Here is a 17,462-nt window from a genome sequence, read left to right on the forward strand (position 1 = left end):
TTCACTTACAGGGATTTTTCTTTTGATTTGTCTGAGGCGTGCTTGTCTGTGGTTAACTTATCCGTGGTTAAGTAAACATCACTACCTAGCTCACGAAATTGCTCAGACATTTTCTGCATGCCACTTTCTGCTTCGCTTAGTTCTAAAGCACTCACATCGATTTTTTGCGCCTCAAGCTCTAATCCTTTCGCATAGTCGCGAACTTCTTGAGTGATTTTCATCGAGCAGAATTTTGGTCCACACATAGAACAGAAATGCGCCACTTTGCCCGAAGCTTGTGGCAATGTTTCATCATGATAAGAACGCGCTGTTTCAGGGTCTAAAGACAAGTTAAATTGATCTTCCCAACGGAATTCAAAACGCGCTTTAGATAAGGCATTGTCACGAATTTGTGCTCCTGGGTGGCCTTTGGCCAAATCCGCAGCATGAGCGGCAATTTTGTAGGTAATCAAACCTTGCTTAACATCTTCTTTGTTTGGCAAGCCAAGATGCTCTTTTGGCGTCACATAACACAGCATCGCACAGCCGTACCAACCAATTTGTGCTGCGCCAATGCCAGATGTAATGTGATCGTAGCCCGGTGCGATGTCTTGTGTTAATGGCCCTAAGGTGTAAAACGGTGCCTCATGACAATGCTTCAACTGTTCTGTCATGTTCTCTTCGATCAGCTGCATCGGCACGTGCCCAGGACCTTCGATCATCACTTGCACATCGTATTCCCAAGCGATTTTCGTTAGCTCACCCAAAGTACGTAGCTCCGACATTTGCGCTTCATCATTGGCATCCATAATTGACCCCGGACGCAGACCGTCCCCAAGTGACAAAGCCACATCGTAGGCCGCACACAATTCACAAATTTCACGAAAACGCTCATACAAGAAGCTTTCTTTATGATGCGCTAAGCACCACTTCGCCATAATGGAACCGCCACGAGAAACGATGCCAGTTAAACGCTTGGCCGTCATAGGGACATAGCGCAACAAAACGCCGGCGTGAATGGTAAAATAATCCACACCTTGCTCTGCTTGTTCGATCAAGGTGTCGCGGAAAACTTCCCAGTTCAGATCTTCAGCCACACCCTCCACTTTTTCCAACGCCTGATAAATCGGTACAGTTCCAATAGGCACAGGCGAGTTTCGCAGTATCCACTCGCGGGTTTCGTGAATGTTTTTTCCTGTCGACAAATCCATCACCGTATCCGCGCCCCAACGAGTCGACCAAACAAGTTTCTCTACTTCTTCCTCAATGGATGACGTTACCGCCGAGTTACCGATATTGGCGTTCACCTTAACCAAAAAGTTACGACCAATGATCATAGGTTCAGATTCAGGGTGGTTGATGTTGTTAGGAATAATAGCGCGCCCCCTTGCGACTTCATCCCGAACAAATTCTGGTGTGATACGTGTTTGCAAATTCGCCCCAAAGCTTTGCCCTGGATGCTGCTTCAATAGTAATTCGCTCTTAATGGCATCGATATTTTGATTTTCACGTAAAGCAATGTATTCCATTTCTGGTGTCACAATACCTTGACGAGCGTAGTGCATTTGCGTCACGCACTTACCTTGGCGCGCTTTACGTACTTTAGGCAACGCCTTAAAACGCAGTTCATCAAGTGCCGAGTTTTCTAAACGTGATTGGGCAAATTCAGACGACACGCCAGACAGTATCTCGGTGTCTTCACGCTTATCAATCCAAGCAGCTCGCATTGGTGCCAAGCCGCGATACACATCGATATTTTCCTCCGGATCAGCATAAGGTCCAGAACAGTCGTAAACGTAAATAGCCTCATTAGGTTCAAAGGTTAGGTTGTCTGGATCTGAGCCAATGGGCGTATCAGTCAAATTGATTTTACGCATTGGAACGCGAATAGAGTCATCCGAACTGGTTAGATATATGCGCTCGGACGCGGGAAAAGGTTTGGCTTGCAAGGACTCAATAAAAGATTTGGCAGCTTGACGCGTTTCTTCTCGAGACTGCTTTTTTGAAAGTTTGGTTGGTTTTTCTTGTGGTTCGTTAGTAGCCGACATAAGCATTTCCCTTATTATTAAAATGGAGAATTGCTTGTCTGGGGTGCTGTTTTACAGGCAAACGCAATGCTGGCGTTAATTTGCAAAACATGAACCCTGAATTTTATTTGAAAAGAATGCTTAGAAATAAGACAGCATCGATTCCATAAAAATCAGGAGTTCATTCGATGCAGAAAAGAAAAATTGAGACTTTCTTGTTTCCTACGCGGGTTTTAACCCGATCAGGTTCTGCGGATCCCGCACTTAATTATGCGATCTCAGCCAAATGGCACTCCGACAAGTAGGGCTGAGTATACTCAGTCTTATCGGAATGTAAACACCCACGTTTTAAGTGGGTGTTTAACAAAAACAAACGTTGTGAATCTATTCGCCTTGCATTTCCAACGCCATTTTATAGAGGTAATTTTTCTTCTCACCCGTCAATTTGGCTGCCATAGCCGCGGCTTGCTTAACCGGCAGATCTTCTAACAAAATGGTCAGAATACGTTTCGCTTCTAGCTCTGCTTCATTACCGCTTTCTTGGGTAAAACTCAGCATAACAACAAATTCACCACGCATTTGGTTGGCATCTTCGTCGAATTTGGCAAGAATCTCAGCTGCCGTGCCTGATAGAAACGTCTCGAATGTTTTGGTAACTTCACGAGCCAAAACAAGCTGCGCGTCCTCACCATACACTTTTTGCACATCCGTTATAGAGTCATAGACCCGATGAGTAGATTCATAAAAAACCACTGTGCCAGTTTGCTTTTTCCAAGATTCAAATAAGTCACAGCGTCCTTTCGATTTAGCGGGCACAAAGCCTGCAAAAAAGAACTGATCGGTAGGCAAACCAGAGGCACACAATGCTGAAATCAATGCACAAGCGCCAGGAATTGGCACAACTTTATGACCTAACTCACGTAAAGCATGCACCACATGATAGCCAGGATCTGAAATCAAAGGCGTTCCAGCGTCCGATACCAAAGCCACACTTTTTCCTTCATCAAGCAAGCTGGCAACATAGTTCGCTTTATCTTTTTCATTATGGTCGTGAATAGAAAATAATTTTGCTTCAATGTCAAAATGATTCAGCAAACGTCGTGTGTGCCGAGTATCTTCTGCAGCGATATAGTCTACATCGCGTAAAGTTTGTTCAGCTCGTTTACTGAAATCGTCTAGATTACCAATTGGGGTCGCAACTATGTACAGCGACCCTCTCGCATCATCAGAACTATGTGGTAACATGTTGCCTCTTTTATTTGTCATTTTATAAGCTTATGAGCCTAATTAATTACCGCATCATATCATTAACTCTTTGCAGTGTGCTGTTAAGTGCCTGTAATTCCATGAATTTAAACATGGAGCAACAAACTGCAGCTCAAAAAGCCAACATGAAGGCAAAGCAAGAAAACACTTTGCCAGCAAGCATTTATCATCCAAGAAAAACATCAGATGTTTCTGAAGAACTTGCCAACAGCTTCTCGTCAGCAAGAAGTCTTTATGAACAAGGTGAATTCCAACAAGCTTTAGATGTACTTGAGAGTGACGTTCTCACTAAGACCTCTTCACTTCGTTTTTCTGGCTATTTGTTAGCAGCACAGGCCGCCGCGCAATTAGACAGCGCCATCGATGCCATGAATTATCTAGCTCAAGCTGATACCTTGGCCGCTGCTCGTCACCCAGATAATCAAAACAACCTAAAAGAAACCAAAGCCAGCATTCTCGCACACTTTGGTAACTGGTTAGACGTCGTTAAACTTCGTATGGATTTGTCTTTTAACCTTCCTCTAAATGAAGGCGAAAGCAATCAAACTAAGTTATGGCTTGCTATCCAAAACCTCACTCAAAATGAGGTTGATGAGCTGTATCAACAACAAATCCCTCTCTTGAATGGCTGGCTAACAATCAGTGGGATTTTACGCAATCAATCCCTCTCAATCGAACAACAGCTAAAAGTATTCGAAAATTGGAAAGCGGAAAACCCAAACCATCCAGCCGCTGTATCACCGCCACAAGACTTTAAAATTATGGCGACTGTTGGCCAGATGGCACCTAAAAAAATCGTTTTATTACTGCCAATGAGCGGCCCCCTAGAGCGAGCGTCTCAAGCGATTGTGGATGGTTTTTTTGTTAGCTATTATAAACAAAAAGAAGACAAGCCTAAGGTCGTCATTGTCAATGTCGAAGACTACTCAAATATATCTGATGCTCTGGACGCTGCAAACGAGTTACAGCCAGACGTCATCATCGGGCCTCTTCAAAAAAATAACGTGGCTCAAATTAGCCGTTTAAATCTGCCTATCCCAGTGATCGCACTAAATCAGTTAGATGTGAATCAGCACCCAAAAAATTTATACCATTTTTCTCTAAACCCTGAAGATGAAATTCACGAAATCATTGCCTTCGCCAAAAAAGAAGGGGCTAATAAAGCCGCCATTTTAAGCATTCAAGATACATGGGCACTAAAACAAGGAGATGATTTTAGGGCCGCTGCAGAAAAAGAAAATGTGGACCTGATCTCAAATCAAACCTACGCCAACACCCCCAAGGGCAGACAAGACGCAATACAAAAACTGCTCTTAATAAACGAGAGTTATGCTCGTCGAAGACTGATTGAGAGATGGACCGGAACCTCTGTCGATAGCATCGCCAGATCACGAGAAGACCTTGATTACGTATACTATGTTGGCAAGTTAAATGACGCGAAACAAATTAGACCTTTATTAGATTTCTACTTTGCAGAAAAAATCCCAATGCTGGCCAGCAGCACACTCAATGATAGCGCTCCAGAAAGATCAACTAAGCCTGAGGACATAGAGCGCATACTCTTTACCGAGCTTCCAGCCCTTACACCTCAAGATACGGCGCTGAATGAATTACCAAAAAATCAAAGCTCAAACATTTTACGTCGCTTACAAGCCTTAGGAGCAGATTCGTACCTATTGGCTAACAAGTATACATTGTTCACCCTACTGCCAAGCACCAAAGTATCTGCAAATACTGGCATTATTACGATCGATGAAAATGGTATCTTTCATAAGAGACCTGAAATCATGACTTACCGAAAAGGAAATTTGGTATATGCAAACAGTCAGCAGTTTTTTGAACAGAAGGAAAGCATCGAAAAATAACGGCAAAAAAGCAGAGCAATTTGCTGAGGCCTTTCTAAAAAAAGAAGGGCTTCGCTTTGTTGAAAGAAATTTTTTCTGCCGTATGGGTGAAATAGATTTAATATTTTTAGACAATAACGTTTATGTCTTTGTAGAAGTTCGTTATAGGACAAACCTACAACATGGTAGCGCTGCCGAAAGTCTAAGCACGTCTAAATTACAAAAAGTCCGCAACAGTGCGGCACTATGGTTACAAAAAAACCATAAAGAACACCACGCAAGTCGTTTTGATGCAATCTTATTTGACGCAGAAATAAACCGACAACACTTAACTTGGCTGAAAGCAGTATTTTAATAACTATGGATTTTCAAGAAGCAATTTATACACAATTTGCCCAGAGTTTTGAAGCACAACAACAAGCTCTGGAAAGTTTACCCCCTTACATTGAACACGCTGCTAAAGTCATTTTTTCCAGCATTGCTTCGGGCGGCAAGGTAATTTGTATTGGTAATGGTACGGGCTCTCACCTATCACAATACTTCAGTACCTTGATGCTAGATCGCATGGATAGAGAACGCCCTGGACTGCCTGCTATTTGCCTAAGTGGCGAAGGCGCTTCTTTACTAGCCATAACACATAACGACAGTTACCACGACGTGTTCTCAAAACAGATCACCGCCTTAGGTAATCCTGGAGACATACTGTTCGTTGTTGCTAATCGCGGCAACACCTCCCCTATCATTCAAGCCATTCAGGCAGCACATGAACGCAAAATGGGAATAGTCGCCTTGACGAGCCCCGAAGCTAAAAATGTGTCATCTCTTACGTCTCAGGACGATACAGAAATAAAGATCAATCTACTTGGCACAGCACGAGTGCATGAGTGCCAATTGAATGTTATCCATATATTAATAGACTTACTTGAACGACAACTTTTTGGCTACGAAGACTAAAAATTGTAGAACAGCACTCAATTCCAGACACAAAAAACCGCTACATAAATAGCGGTTTTTTGCATTACTAAAGTAGCAAAAAAATCTCTTACTTAACCACTTTTAACTGAAAACCTTTTTTAGGTTCTGGTGGTGTCGGTGGAGTTGGCTCATCTAGAAATTCTTCGTCTGGGAAGACAAAACCGTCACCATTTTCTTTGGCGTACAAAGCGAGGGCCGCCGATATAGGAACATAAACCTGCATTGGCTTACCACTAAATCGCGCTTCAAAAGAAACAGCTTCTTTATCCATTATCAAATGACGTACAGCACTCATACTGATGTTAAGTACAATTTGGCCATCTTTAACAAACTCTGTAGGAATAACAACGCCTTTTTGCTCAGCATCAACCAAAAGATAAGGCGTCATATCATTATCAGCAACCCAAGAATACGCTGCATTCAATAAATAAGATCGTTTCGGTAACATTTTCACTCCTACTACATATAAATCTTTGTAAAAAAAAGGAGCTATAAGAAGCTCCTCTTTTGTTACTGAACAAAGCTCAATAAGTCTCTCAACTTAGTCTAAGCGCATTTCCTGTTCAGCTTCGGACAAGCTTTCTTGGAAAGATTCACGAGCAAAAACAAGGTCCATATATTTATACAGAGCTCTTGCCTGTTCTTTAGGAATCTCTACGCCCAATACAGGCAAACGCCATAAAATCGGAGCTAAGCAGCAATCAACAATAGTAAACTCATCGCTCATAAAATAAGGCTTTTCTTCAAAGATTGGCGCAACATTCAATAGACCTTCGCGCAATTCTTTTTGAGCCTGAGCAACCGCTTCTTTGTCTTTACTAGTCAAAATCAAATCAACTAACTTTGCCCAGTCACGCTGAATACGATACATAAATAAGCGACTTTCAGCACGAGCAACAGGGTAGACAGGTAGTAATGGCGGATGCGGGAAACGCTCATCCAAATACTCCATCATTACATTTGGCTCGTATAAAACCAAATCACGATCAACCAATGCTGGAAGCTCATTGTATGGATTAACATCAGCCAGTTCATCCGGCTTGTTAAATGGGTCTACGTCTATGATGTCCACTGTGACGGCTTTTTCAGCCAATACAATACGAACTCTATGGCTGTAATGATCTTCTCCATCTGAGAAGAACGTCATTGAGGAGCGCTTTGCAATAACACCCATGTCTAACCCCTATATTGAAAACATCAACGCCCTTTTCGAAGAAAAGGACAAACTATAATATGGAAACGAAGTCACAAAAATATCACCCAACTTCGTCACGCTAAAAGTATTTCTACGGTTTAATAACCACGCAGCTTCAGAAAACAAGAGATTTGCAACACCAAGAAAACCTTTTGTTTTATAGAGCCGCTATTCTAACATTTTTTGAAACAATTTTTCTTAGAAAAATCATCATGCTGAACGATAGTAACACTGTATTTATTTCAAACAAAAAAAACGCTTGGCGAATACACCAAGCGTTTTGATAATAATTCCAAAGCGAAAATTAACGCTTAGAGAACTGAGGACGACGACGTGCTTTGCGTAGACCAACTTTCTTACGTTCAACTTCACGAGAGTCGCGTGTAACGAATCCAGCAGAACGTAGAGTACGACGTAGAGTCTCATCGTATTGCATCAATGCACGTGTGATACCATGACGGATCGCACCAGCTTGACCAGAGATACCACCACCTTTAACAGTGATGTAAACGTCAAATTTTTCAGTTGCATCAACAAGTTCAAGAGGCTGACGAACAACCATTTGAGCAGTTTCACGACCAAAGTACTGAGAAAGAGTACGGTTATTGATAACTAAGTTACCAGAACCCGCTTTAAGGAAAACACGAGCGGTAGACGTTTTGCGACGACCTGTACCGTAGTATTGAGTAGCTGACATAATGATCTTCCGTATTAAATGTTAAGGGCTTGAGGCTGTTGAGCAGCATGTGGATGCTCAGTACCAGCGTACACTTTCATTTTCTTGTGCATTGCACGGCCCAAAGGACCTTTTGGCAACATACCTTTTACGGCGATTTCAAGAACGCGCTCAGGAGCGTGATCAATCAACTTCTCGAAATTCATAGAACGCAAGCCGCCTGGGTAACCAGTATGGCGGTAGTATTGTTTAGCAGCTGCTTTGTTACCTGTAACGTGAATTTTCTCAGCATTGATAACAACGATGTAATCACCAGTGTCAACATGAGGAGTATATTCCGCTTTATGCTTACCGCGAAGACGGCGAGCAATTTCAGTAGCCAAGCGACCTAGAGTTTTGCCTTCAGCATCAACCACGAACCAGTCGCGGCGTACTTCAGCAGGTTTAGCTGTAAAAGTTTTCATGAAAAAACCCTATCAATATGCGTGCTCAATGACACGCTATACCTATTATTATTGGTTGGCCGAAAGCAAAGCTTTCGATCAACGTACACTTACCTTTAAAAAGGCGAGCGAAGTATATAATAAAATTAGCGATTATGAAAGTCGAAAGACACTTATGGGCGGTGCTCTAAGGACAAATATTCCTCAGACTGCATCTCTAACAATCGGCTTACTGTACGATCGTACTCAAAGGCCAATCGTGTCCCAATGTATATATCAGGAATCGCCACCTCCGCCGAAAATATCACCTTAACATGACGATCATAAAACTCATCAACCAAGTTGATAAAGCGTCTTGCCAAATCATCACGAGCGGCATCCATCTGAGGCAAATTAGAGATAATCACCGTAGTATAAAGGCGCGCGATTTCAATATAGTCAATTTGACTTCTTGGCCCATCACAAAGGGCTTTAATGTCAAACCATGCAAGGTCTTCACAACTTCTCAACAAAGGAATTGCACGTCCCTCTATCTCGACATTACCTCCCTCAACAATGTGGGAAGCATCTGAAATAAGGCTCATAAATCGGTCATTCAGTTCCTTATCTGCCGCTTCACTCAAAGGGTAGTGATACAGTTTAGCTTGCTTCAAAGTACGCAATCGGTAGTCAACACCACCATCAACGTTCATCACTTTGGTGTGCTGCTTAACCAAATCAATAGCAGGCAAAAAGCGCGCTCGTTGTAAGCCATTCTTATATAAGCCATCTGGTTCAATGTTAGAAGTCGCCACTAAGGTTGTGCCATTTTTAAATAACACATCTAGCAAGCCTGCCAAAATCATGGCATCAGTAATATCGGTCACAAAAAACTCATCAAAGCACAAAACCTGTGCTTTGGAAGATATCTGCTTACCTACTATCTCTAAAGGGTTTTTAACGTCATTCAATTTACGCAGTTCTTGGTGAACCATTTGCATAAAGCGATGAAAATGCAAACGCATTTTCTTCTCTGTCGGCAAACAATCAAAAAACGTATCCATTAGGTAGGTCTTGCCTCTACCCACGCCACCCCAAAAATAGAGCCCTTGTTCTACAGTAGATGTTTTCTTCTTTAAAAGCCTTCCCAAAAAGCCATCGGAAGACTTGTTGGCCTGATTTGCGACTAAACGATCAAATAAATCTTGAAGAGCCTCTACCGCTTCTTCTTGAGCTGGATCATAATGAAAGTCTTCTCTGGTCAAATCTTGTTTGTAACGTGTAATGGGTGTCATCGCCGCTCTTATTCGCTCAATTAGGTGAATTGCAATTATTCTAACAAATTGCGTCTTAAACAACACCTATCAAGCTGTTATCGTAGAAGTGATTTCGCTATAATAGATCATCTGTTTTTTGGAGAAAGTCATGAACTTGGAAGAATTCAACATCATCATCTTTATTACGGGCATCATTATTGGCTGTGTTGCCACGCTTTTTGTTAAAAGCCTTAATACAAGACAAAACAAACAAGCAACCTCTAACTCAAGCATCATCACTATTAAATCGCTACAACAGGAGTTAGACAGCAAACAAGTTATCATTGATAACTTCTTCACTGACAGCAATGAACAACTTAACGCTGCCGAGAAGCGCCTAGCAGAATTAAGAAACGTCCTTGCCAACAATGCGTCTCAATTAAGTAATGTTAAAATTGAAAAACACCAAGCTAGCACTACCGTAACCACTGATGATTCTGAAATAACAGAACCACCTAGAGATTACGCGCTCAAAAAAGATAAAGAGCCAGGTATGCTAAGTGAAAGCTTTGGCCTTGATGATCGAAACCGTGACTTAGACCTAGAACCAAAACGCACCATATAAAAAAAAGGGCTTTTTAAAAGCCCTTTTTTTGTGCTTAACTTCAAGTTTAGGCAGGGTTATCCACATCAATAAACGTCGCATCCAAGCCACACTCATTCGCTAAATAAGCCGCCATTGATCTAGCTCCAAAGCGTTCAGTAGAATGGTGTCCGGCCGCAATAAAATGAATCCCCATCTCACGAGCAATATGAATAGTCTGCTCAGACACTTCACCCGTAATGAAAACATCCGCCCCAATAGCCACAGCCTGCTCTATATAACCTTGCGCACCTCCAGTACACAAAGCCACTCGACGTATAGGCTGATCACTAACACGCTCAAACAACACACTTCGACTGACCGCTGATTCAACTCGTTGCTGAAAAGCATCAAGTGACATAGCTTCCTCTAACTCACCCACAATACCGATGGACTCCTCGATGGGAACCCCAGCCTGTAGAGCAGATCGACAAGACAAACCAATAGCATCAGCCAAGCCCGCATTATTGCCCAGAGTTGGATGCGCATCCAACGGCAAGTGATAACCATACAAATTGATGTCATGCTTTATTAATGCAGCGATACGGCGATACTTCATACCTACAATACGAGGATCTTCGTTTTTCCAAAAATACCCATGATGAACAAAGATTGCATCGGCCTTTAGCTCAATAGCAGCATCAATTAACGCCTGACTTGCTGTAACACCTGTCACAACACGGTTAATCTCTTTTTTTCCTTCCACCTGCAAACCATTGGGCGCATAATCTTTGAAACGACTTGGACTTAATGTTTCATTAAGCAATAACTCAAATTCACTGCGTAGCAAAGTAACCTCTCACATCTATGAATCAAAAAACTTACTGGGTTTCGGCCATTATCTCTATTCTCACCGGCACTTGTATAGGCCTAGCCGTCTTACTTATTCAAGAGAAACAAAAAACACCTATTACAAGCTACTCTTCACCTGTAAAAGCTGCGACTCCTTCCGTTGTAAACATCTACACTCAAATTGCAGAACCAAAAGCGTTTAACGATACAAATGAAGTGAAACACAGCATAAATTTAGGCTCTGGCGTTATAGCGACTAAAGATGGTTTCATTCTAACCAATCATCACGTCATCCAAAATGCCCATAGCATTGTTGTCGCCCTACATGATGACAGGCGTGTCGAAGCTAAAATTATTGGCTCAGATCCATCTACCGACTTAGCGGTTTTAAAAATAGGCCTGCCCAATTTACCAAGTATTAAAATGGGTAAAAGTGATGATGTCTTTGTAGGCGACCAAATTCTCGCTATTGGCAATCCTTTTGGCATAGGCCAAACAGTAACAGCTGGGATAATCAGCGCCAAAGGCCGCAATAGCATAGGACTTAACACTTATGAAAACTTCTTACAGACAGACGCAGCCATAAACCCTGGCAACTCAGGCGGCGCACTCATCAACTTAAAAGGTGAGCTTATTGGCATTAGCTCGGCTATTTATTCAAGCACGGGAGGCTCACAAGGCATTGGATTTGCTACACCTGTTGATGATGCACTTGAGGTTATGGCAGACATAATCAAACACGGTGAAGTGATCAGAGGCTACTTAGGAATGGACGCGAAAAAAATCACCAAAGCACTAGCAGAAAACCTATTACTGCCGTCAGAGAGTGGGCTACTAGTGAGTGATATTACAAAAGAAAGTCCAGCCGACAAAGCGGGCATAGAAATTGGAGACATTATCCTTGAAATCAATAACACCCCAAGCAAAGATCCATTTCAGATTAGACACTTAATTGCATCACTAAAGCCTGGCACAAATATTTCTTTGCGTGGTATTCGTGGGCAGCAGTCCTATCAAACCAATATCATGCTAGAAAAACAGCCCACAATGCAGCGAATTACCTATTGAACTAACGCATAAGCTCTACTTGCTCTTTTAGGTTTTGCAAACTGTGCTCGAAATTACGCCCAGCAATATCGTTAGCAAAAAAAGCAAGATAAGGACTCAACCAACCAGCATTCAGGTCACCTTCTATTGTCCAGGTAACCAAGGTTTCACTACCATTATCCTGAAGTTCGATCTGATTTCGAACCAAATTAACCCCAGGCTTAGGGCGAACATCGAAACGGATAACGGATGATGAGGATTCAATAACAGACAGCAAACCCTGCTCAGTTTCGCCATTGTAAACTAAAGCAACGGAGTCCCCTTCTCCTAAAACCCCTTCAAAGTCATCCACCTTACCATCCTGAATAAACATCCAATTTGGTAAACTGTCCCCTTGCAGAATGTGTTGGTAAATTGCATCCCGTGACGCTTTAACCACAACGCTGCGCTCCACTCGATAGTCAGTCGGCATGAAAAAGCCAACAACTACCAAAAGCAAAATAACCAACGCGGAAATACGCGTTACTTTTCGCAGCGCATAAAGAGCCGACGGGTGAGACAAATTACTCACCCTTCTCATCCTGCAAAATACGATATTCCGCAGACAAAGCGTGCGCCTCTAGAGATTCGCCACGCGCCAAAGGCGAAGCAATTTTCGCCAACTCACTTGCCCCTTCAGGAGAACAATAAATCAAGGAGCTGCGTTTTTGGAAATCGTATACACCTAAAGGCGATGAAAAACGTGCCGTGCCTGACGTCGGTAAAACGTGATTTGGTCCAGCACAATAATCACCAAGCGCTTCTGGCGTATGACGCCCCATAAAAATAGCACCTGCGTGACGAATTTTTTCAACCCACTTTTCAGGCTCATCCATAGACAACTCTAGATGCTCCGCAGCAACGATATTAGCAATATCCATTGCCTCATCCATGTTTTCAACATGAATAAATGCGCCACGGCCTTCCAATGATGCCTTAATAATATCTTTGCGACTTTGTGTTTGAAGCAACTTATCCATCGAGCTCTTCACCGCTTTCAGGAAAGCAGAATCCGGTGAAATCAAAATCGATTGAGCGTCTTCATCATGTTCAGCCTGTGAAAATAAATCCATCGCAATCCAATCAGGATCGGTTTTACCATCACACACAACCAATATCTCAGAAGGGCCGGCAATCATATCGATACCAACCACACCAAACACCATCTTTTTAGCGGTAGCTACGTAGATATTTCCTGGCCCAACAATTTTATCGACCTTAGGAACACTTTCTGTTCCGTAGGCCAGAGCCGCAACGGCTTGAGCACCACCAATAGTAAAGACACGATCAACACCCGCGATGTAAGCCGCTGCTAAAACGATGTCATTAACAACCCCATCAGGTGTTGGAACTACCATGATGATTTCACTAACACCTGCCACTTTAGCAGGCATAACGTTCATCAACACAGATGAAGGATACGCCGCTTTACCACCAGGAACGTAAACACCCACTCGATCTAATGGCGTTATTTTTTGACCCAAAACAGTGCCGTTGTCTTCCTGATACTGCCAAGAAGGCTGTATCTGACGCTCATGATAATTATGCACTCGCTTAGCCGCTGCTTCCAAACTAGCAACTAACTCCGCACTCACACGGCCTTTCGCCAATGCCAACTCGTCACGAGTGATTTCCAGCTCAGAAGAGGACGCAACGTTTCGACGGTCAAATTTATTGGTAAACTCGATAAGCGCAGTGTCACCTTGTAGACGAACTTGCTCAACGATATTAGCTACGGCTTGCTGAACGCCAGCATCAGACACTGAATCCCATGCAAGTAAAGATTCTAGCTCTGAACGAAACCCTTCAGCACTAGAAGAAAACTCTCGAATATTCAGACTCAATTACTTACCCTCGTTATCTTCAACTGCACTTCTTATCATTTCTAAAATAGGCTCAATTTCTGAGTATTTAGTCTTGTAAGCGGCTTTATTGACCACCAAACGTGTACTAATAGGCGCAATCAAATCTCGCGCTTCTAGACCATTCGCTTTTAAGGTGTTGCCCGTATCCACTATATCGACGATAAGGTCAGCAAGCCCCATAATTGGAGCCAGCTCCATCGCGCCATACAGCTTGACCACATCCGCTTGTACACCTTGTTCAGCGAAGTACGCTTTCGCAGTTTTAATAAACTTAGAAGCCACTTTTAAGCGTCTGTTTGGTAACGCTTGACCAACAACACCGGCTGTCATCAAGCGACACTTCGCTATTTTAAGGTCTAATAACTCATACAAGTTTTTAGTAGAGGCTTCCATTAATACGTCTTTGCCCGCCACACCAAAGTCTGCCACACCGTGATCAACATAAGTAGGCACATCGGTTGCACGCAAGATAACTAACTTTATATGCTCGTGATTGGTATCAAAAATTAGCTTTCGACTTTTGCTTATATCTTCAACAGGAACAATATTCGCCTTCTCTAAAAGCGGCAAGGTTTCACCGAGAATACGCCCTTTCGACAGCGCAATCGTTAATGTCTTACTCATATCAATTTAGAACCCGTGAAATTTTCGCACCCAATGCACCGAATTTTTCTTCAATACACTCGTAACCGCGATCGATGTGGTAAATGCGATCAATTTTAGTATCGCCCTCAGCAACTAACGCAGACAGAACCAAGCTTGCGGATGCACGTAAATCCGTTGCCATGACAGGCGCACCTTTAAGGCGATCACAACCGCGCACAATAGCCGTATTACCATTTACTTCGATATCGGCACCCATACGTAACATTTCGTCTACGTGCATAAAGCGATTTTCAAAAATATTCTCAATTACTCGACCAACACCGGTAGCAACAGAGTTTAATGCAACAAACTGAGCCTGCATGTCGGTAGGGAAAGCTGGGTAAGGGGCTGTACTAATATTAACAGCCTGAGGTCGACGGCCTTCCATATCTACCTCAATCCAATCCTCTCCGCACGTCACTTTCGCGCCCGCTTCTTCTAATTTAGCGAGTACCGCTTCCAGTGATTTAACATCGGTATCAATCACTTTCACTTTACCACCAGTAATGGCAGCAGCGACTAAGAAAGTACCAGTCTCAATACGGTCTGGCATTACTGGGTAGCTAGTGCCATGTAGAGCTTCAACACCATCCACAACGATTGTATCGGTACCATGACCCGTAATTTTGGCCCCCATTGCAATGAGGCATTCAGCCAAATCCACCACTTCCGGCTCACGTGCAGCGTTTTCTAAAATAGTCTGCCCATCCGCTAACGTCGCAGCCATGAGTAGATTTTCCGTTCCTGTTACAGTCACTTTATCAAAGAAAATGCGCGCACCTTTAAGGCGACCGTCAACACTAGCAATAATGTCACCGCCTTCTACACTAATAGTTGCGCCCATCGCTTCTAAACCACGTAGGTGCAAATCAACTGGTCGACTACCGATAGCACAGCCACCAGGCAGAGATACAATCGCCTTACCAAAATGGCTTACCAACGGACCAAGGACCAAAATAGAAGCGCGCATGGTTTTCACCAGCTCATAAGGTGCTTCGCAATTATTAAGTGTTGAAACGTCAAGCTGAACACTCATCTTTTCATCAACCACGACACCACAGCCCATGGAACCTAACAATTCCAACATGGTGGTAATATCGTGCAAATGAGGAAGGTTTTTAATCGTAATTAATTCTTTTGTTAACAAAGTGGCTGCAAGAATTGGCAGTGCAGCATTTTTCGCGCCAGACGCACGAACAACGCCATTAAGCCGAGCACCACCGGTAATCAGAAGCTTATCCATATTTTTAATCTCTTATAATCGCTTAATTACAGCTTATTTATTTGTTCTGGCGTGTAGGTTTTCATCGTAACGGCATGAATGGCGCCACTGGAAATAGCTTCCTGAAGATGAGAGTAGACAAGCTGCTGTCTTTTAACAGTCGATAATCCTTCAAATTCGCTTGTTACTACTACTACTTGAAAATTGCATCCTTCCCCTTCAGCGATTACTTCGCAATTAGGGATAGAGGATTCTAAAAGTGCTTTAACTTCACCTGCGTTCACAGTCGCTCCAATAGATTAAATATACATAATTGCCTTTATTCTACATTAGTACAGCCAACTACTTAACACCTCAAAGCCCAACTCTGAATAAAAAACTAGCTGTTTTCTAACATTTTAATCTAGGCTGACAATTGGGCAGACAAAAAAATCCGAACCCACAGAGTGAATTCGGATTTTTAAGGTGTTCTGTTGCCGTAAAAATTATGACTTTTTAGCTAACGACTCTTTCCATGCCGAAATAGCAGACTCAATATCGTTTCTATTTTGCTGCATCATCACACCGAACTGCTTGCGAAAAGTCAGACCAAAGTTAATGTTATTAATAACGACGTTACTCAACATCCAATTACCTTGCTCTGCCTGCTCCATATAAAAAGAAATATTTAGAACACCACCCGCTTCCATTTGAAAATTGACATCCACTTTGGTTTCGTTACCGCGACCTTGAGGCCCTAAAGGCAGAACGTTAATTCGGTCCGCATCCAGCTCTAAAAGAGATGCGCCATAAGTTTTGAGCAAGGTATCCTTGGTGACATTGGCGAAACGAATTCTTTGTTCTGGGGAAGCTCTACGGTAATACTTACCCATTACCTTTTTAGAGAAGTCATCAAAATCAACCACATCCTTCAAAATATCATTAACTCGCTGCTCAAGTAGCGCAGGATCTTTCGCTAAAACAGCCTTATCAGCAACAATATTAGTTCGAAACGCCTCAACAACATTAACCACAGTGTTTCTAGCATCATCCACGTTAGACCACGCGAAATTTGCACCGACTAGGGAAAGAAATAAAAACACACCTGAGAAAAATCTAGTCATAATATTACTCCGAATCACCTGCTTTGAATAAAAATTGACTAATTAAGGTTTCCAAAACGAGAGCTGACTGCGTATCAAATATCTCGCCACCATCTTTCAGCATTTCATCCTCTGCACCGATTGATATCCCTAAATACTTTTCACCCAACAAGCCACTGGTCAAAATAGCAACAGAGCTATCCGTGGGGATATTATCAACATCCGAATCTATGTTCATGGTAACTAGCCCCATGTATAAATCCTTATCAAAGGTAATGGATTCAACACTACCGACATTAACACCAGCAATCGTCACTTTAGCTCGATTACTTAACCCACCAATATCATCAAACCTTGCCACTATCTGATATGTGTCTTTTTTATCGGAAAACGCCAATCCACTGACCTGAACGGCTAGGTAAACAAAGGCCATAATACCAACAACAATAAAGGCCCCTACAGCCAATTCAATACGCTTACTTCTCAT

The 17,462-nt window shown here is 42.7% G+C and carries 20 protein-coding genes and 1 riboswitch; of the genes, 5 read left to right on the plus strand and 15 right to left on the minus strand.

Annotation, left to right across the window (positions count from 1 at the left end):
• Positions 1 to 5 precede the first annotated feature (5 nt).
• On the minus strand, positions 6 to 2,027 hold the full coding sequence (gene thiC, locus DFP75_RS05140) for a phosphomethylpyrimidine synthase ThiC (protein WP_110572956.1): 2,022 nt from the start codon (positions 2,025 to 2,027) through the stop codon (positions 6 to 8).
• Between the two features lie 181 nt (positions 2,028 to 2,208).
• Positions 2,209 to 2,313: riboswitch (TPP riboswitch) on the minus strand.
• A gap of 77 nt (positions 2,314 to 2,390) precedes the next feature.
• Positions 2,391 to 3,251: a 16S rRNA (cytidine(1402)-2'-O)-methyltransferase gene (gene rsmI / locus DFP75_RS05145; protein WP_181416997.1), complete on the minus strand. Its 861-nt coding sequence runs from the start codon at positions 3,249 to 3,251 to the stop codon at positions 2,391 to 2,393.
• A 101-nt stretch (positions 3,252 to 3,352) separates the two neighbouring features.
• Between rsmI and DFP75_RS05150 the strand changes: the two genes are divergently transcribed.
• Genes DFP75_RS05150 through DFP75_RS05160 form a run of 3 tightly spaced genes read left to right on the plus strand, consistent with a single transcriptional unit; the run spans position 3,353 to position 6,070 of the window.
• Positions 3,353 to 5,137 (plus strand): penicillin-binding protein activator, encoded by a 1,785-nt coding sequence (locus tag DFP75_RS05150; protein WP_245926983.1) that lies wholly within the window; start codon positions 3,353 to 3,355, stop codon positions 5,135 to 5,137.
• A complete protein-coding gene (locus DFP75_RS05155) occupies positions 5,088 to 5,471 on the plus strand; it encodes a YraN family protein (RefSeq protein WP_110572962.1) in 384 nt (127 codons plus the stop codon). Before DFP75_RS05150 ends, DFP75_RS05155 begins: the two co-directional genes overlap by 50 nt.
• Before the next feature lie 5 nt (positions 5,472 to 5,476).
• The gene (locus tag DFP75_RS05160) at positions 5,477 to 6,070 is read left to right on the plus strand and encodes an SIS domain-containing protein (RefSeq protein ID WP_110572964.1); all 594 of its coding nucleotides are present in this window, start codon (positions 5,477 to 5,479) and stop codon (positions 6,068 to 6,070) included.
• Between the two features lie 88 nt (positions 6,071 to 6,158).
• Here DFP75_RS05160 and DFP75_RS05165 read toward each other — a convergent pair whose 3' ends face one another.
• The 5 genes from DFP75_RS05165 to zapE all read right to left on the minus strand — a co-directional run bounded on the left by DFP75_RS05165 (position 6,159) and on the right by zapE (position 9,679).
• Entirely contained in the window at positions 6,159 to 6,539 is a 381-nt protein-coding gene (locus DFP75_RS05165) for a ClpXP protease specificity-enhancing factor (RefSeq protein WP_110572966.1), read from the minus strand.
• 93 nt (positions 6,540 to 6,632) lie between these two features.
• Positions 6,633 to 7,265: a glutathione S-transferase N-terminal domain-containing protein gene (locus tag DFP75_RS05170; protein WP_110572968.1), complete on the minus strand. Its 633-nt coding sequence runs from the start codon at positions 7,263 to 7,265 to the stop codon at positions 6,633 to 6,635.
• Between the two features lie 325 nt (positions 7,266 to 7,590).
• Positions 7,591 to 7,983 (minus strand): 30S ribosomal protein S9, encoded by a 393-nt coding sequence (rpsI, locus tag DFP75_RS05175; protein WP_036159384.1) that lies wholly within the window; start codon positions 7,981 to 7,983, stop codon positions 7,591 to 7,593.
• A 14-nt stretch (positions 7,984 to 7,997) separates the two neighbouring features.
• A complete protein-coding gene (gene rplM, locus DFP75_RS05180) occupies positions 7,998 to 8,426 on the minus strand; it encodes a 50S ribosomal protein L13 (protein ID WP_012070101.1) in 429 nt (142 codons plus the stop codon).
• Positions 8,427 to 8,578: 152 nt separating this feature from the next.
• Positions 8,579 to 9,679 carry a cell division protein ZapE gene (zapE, locus tag DFP75_RS05185; protein WP_110572971.1) on the minus strand — a complete coding sequence of 367 codons (1,101 nt, stop codon included), beginning with the start codon at positions 9,677 to 9,679 and terminating at the stop codon, positions 8,579 to 8,581.
• Positions 9,680 to 9,809: 130 nt separating this feature from the next.
• Here zapE and DFP75_RS05190 point away from each other — a divergent pair, with 130 nt between their 5' ends.
• Entirely contained in the window at positions 9,810 to 10,265 is a 456-nt protein-coding gene (locus DFP75_RS05190; protein WP_110572972.1) for a ZapG family protein, read from the plus strand.
• Positions 10,266 to 10,311: 46 nt separating this feature from the next.
• Here DFP75_RS05190 and DFP75_RS05195 read toward each other — a convergent pair whose 3' ends face one another.
• Positions 10,312 to 11,073, minus strand: coding sequence for a Nif3-like dinuclear metal center hexameric protein (locus DFP75_RS05195; RefSeq protein ID WP_110572974.1), 762 nt, complete (start codon positions 11,071 to 11,073; stop codon positions 10,312 to 10,314).
• Positions 11,074 to 11,090: 17 nt separating this feature from the next.
• On the opposite strand from DFP75_RS05195, the gene DFP75_RS05200 reads away from it, so the two are divergent.
• The gene (locus DFP75_RS05200) at positions 11,091 to 12,143 is read left to right on the plus strand and encodes a S1C family serine protease (protein ID WP_110572976.1); all 1,053 of its coding nucleotides are present in this window, start codon (positions 11,091 to 11,093) and stop codon (positions 12,141 to 12,143) included.
• 1 nt (position 12,144) lies between these two features.
• On the opposite strand, the gene DFP75_RS05205 is transcribed toward DFP75_RS05200, so the two are convergent.
• The 7 genes from DFP75_RS05205 to mlaD all read right to left on the minus strand — a co-directional run bounded on the left by DFP75_RS05205 (position 12,145) and on the right by mlaD (position 17,462).
• Positions 12,145 to 12,693, minus strand: a complete 549-nt coding sequence (locus DFP75_RS05205; protein ID WP_245926984.1) for an SRPBCC family protein — start codon at positions 12,691 to 12,693, stop codon at positions 12,145 to 12,147.
• On the minus strand, positions 12,686 to 14,005 hold the full coding sequence (gene hisD, locus DFP75_RS05210) for a histidinol dehydrogenase (RefSeq protein WP_110572980.1): 1,320 nt from the start codon (positions 14,003 to 14,005) through the stop codon (positions 12,686 to 12,688). The genes DFP75_RS05205 and hisD overlap by 8 nt, the downstream gene beginning before the upstream one ends.
• Positions 14,006 to 14,650, minus strand: coding sequence for an ATP phosphoribosyltransferase (gene hisG / locus DFP75_RS05215; protein WP_110572982.1), 645 nt, complete (start codon positions 14,648 to 14,650; stop codon positions 14,006 to 14,008).
• Position 14,651: 1 nt separating this feature from the next.
• A complete protein-coding gene (gene murA, locus DFP75_RS05220; protein ID WP_110572985.1) occupies positions 14,652 to 15,914 on the minus strand; it encodes a UDP-N-acetylglucosamine 1-carboxyvinyltransferase in 1,263 nt (420 codons plus the stop codon).
• A gap of 26 nt (positions 15,915 to 15,940) precedes the next feature.
• Positions 15,941 to 16,177 (minus strand): BolA family protein, encoded by a 237-nt coding sequence (locus DFP75_RS05225; RefSeq protein ID WP_110572987.1) that lies wholly within the window; start codon positions 16,175 to 16,177, stop codon positions 15,941 to 15,943.
• 201 nt (positions 16,178 to 16,378) lie between these two features.
• Entirely contained in the window at positions 16,379 to 16,996 is a 618-nt protein-coding gene (locus DFP75_RS05230; RefSeq protein WP_110572989.1) for an MlaC/ttg2D family ABC transporter substrate-binding protein, read from the minus strand.
• 4 nt (positions 16,997 to 17,000) lie between these two features.
• Entirely contained in the window at positions 17,001 to 17,462 is a 462-nt protein-coding gene (gene mlaD, locus DFP75_RS05235; RefSeq protein WP_110572991.1) for an outer membrane lipid asymmetry maintenance protein MlaD, read from the minus strand.

It is taken from the genome of Marinomonas alcarazii (assembly GCF_003208215.1).
GTDB classification, from domain to species: domain Bacteria; phylum Pseudomonadota; class Gammaproteobacteria; order Pseudomonadales; family Marinomonadaceae; genus Marinomonas; species Marinomonas alcarazii.

Coding starts and splice junctions, on each gene's coding strand:
- thiC (WP_110572956.1), bottom strand. CDS start 2,027: ATGTCGGCTACTAACGAACCACAAGAAAAACCAACCAAACTTTCAAAA.
- rsmI (WP_181416997.1), bottom strand. CDS start 3,251: ATGTTACCACATAGTTCTGATGATGCGAGAGGGTCGCTGTACATAGTT.
- DFP75_RS05150 (WP_245926983.1), top strand. CDS start 3,353: ATGAATTTAAACATGGAGCAACAAACTGCAGCTCAAAAAGCCAACATG.
- DFP75_RS05155 (WP_110572962.1), top strand. CDS start 5,088: ATGCAAACAGTCAGCAGTTTTTTGAACAGAAGGAAAGCATCGAAAAAT.
- DFP75_RS05160 (WP_110572964.1), top strand. CDS start 5,477: ATGGATTTTCAAGAAGCAATTTATACACAATTTGCCCAGAGTTTTGAA.
- DFP75_RS05165 (WP_110572966.1), bottom strand. CDS start 6,539: ATGTTACCGAAACGATCTTATTTATTGAATGCAGCGTATTCTTGGGTT.
- DFP75_RS05170 (WP_110572968.1), bottom strand. CDS start 7,265: ATGGGTGTTATTGCAAAGCGCTCCTCAATGACGTTCTTCTCAGATGGA.
- rpsI (WP_036159384.1), bottom strand. CDS start 7,983: ATGTCAGCTACTCAATACTACGGTACAGGTCGTCGCAAAACGTCTACC.
- rplM (WP_012070101.1), bottom strand. CDS start 8,426: ATGAAAACTTTTACAGCTAAACCTGCTGAAGTACGCCGCGACTGGTTC.
- zapE (WP_110572971.1), bottom strand. CDS start 9,679: ATGACACCCATTACACGTTACAAACAAGATTTGACCAGAGAAGACTTT.
- DFP75_RS05190 (WP_110572972.1), top strand. CDS start 9,810: ATGAACTTGGAAGAATTCAACATCATCATCTTTATTACGGGCATCATT.
- DFP75_RS05200 (WP_110572976.1), top strand. CDS start 11,091: ATGAATCAAAAAACTTACTGGGTTTCGGCCATTATCTCTATTCTCACC.
- hisG (WP_110572982.1), bottom strand. CDS start 14,650: ATGAGTAAGACATTAACGATTGCGCTGTCGAAAGGGCGTATTCTCGGT.
- murA (WP_110572985.1), bottom strand. CDS start 15,914: ATGGATAAGCTTCTGATTACCGGTGGTGCTCGGCTTAATGGCGTTGTT.
- DFP75_RS05230 (WP_110572989.1), bottom strand. CDS start 16,996: ATGACTAGATTTTTCTCAGGTGTGTTTTTATTTCTTTCCCTAGTCGGT.
- mlaD (WP_110572991.1), bottom strand. CDS start 17,462: ATGAGAAGTAAGCGTATTGAATTGGCTGTAGGGGCCTTTATTGTTGTT.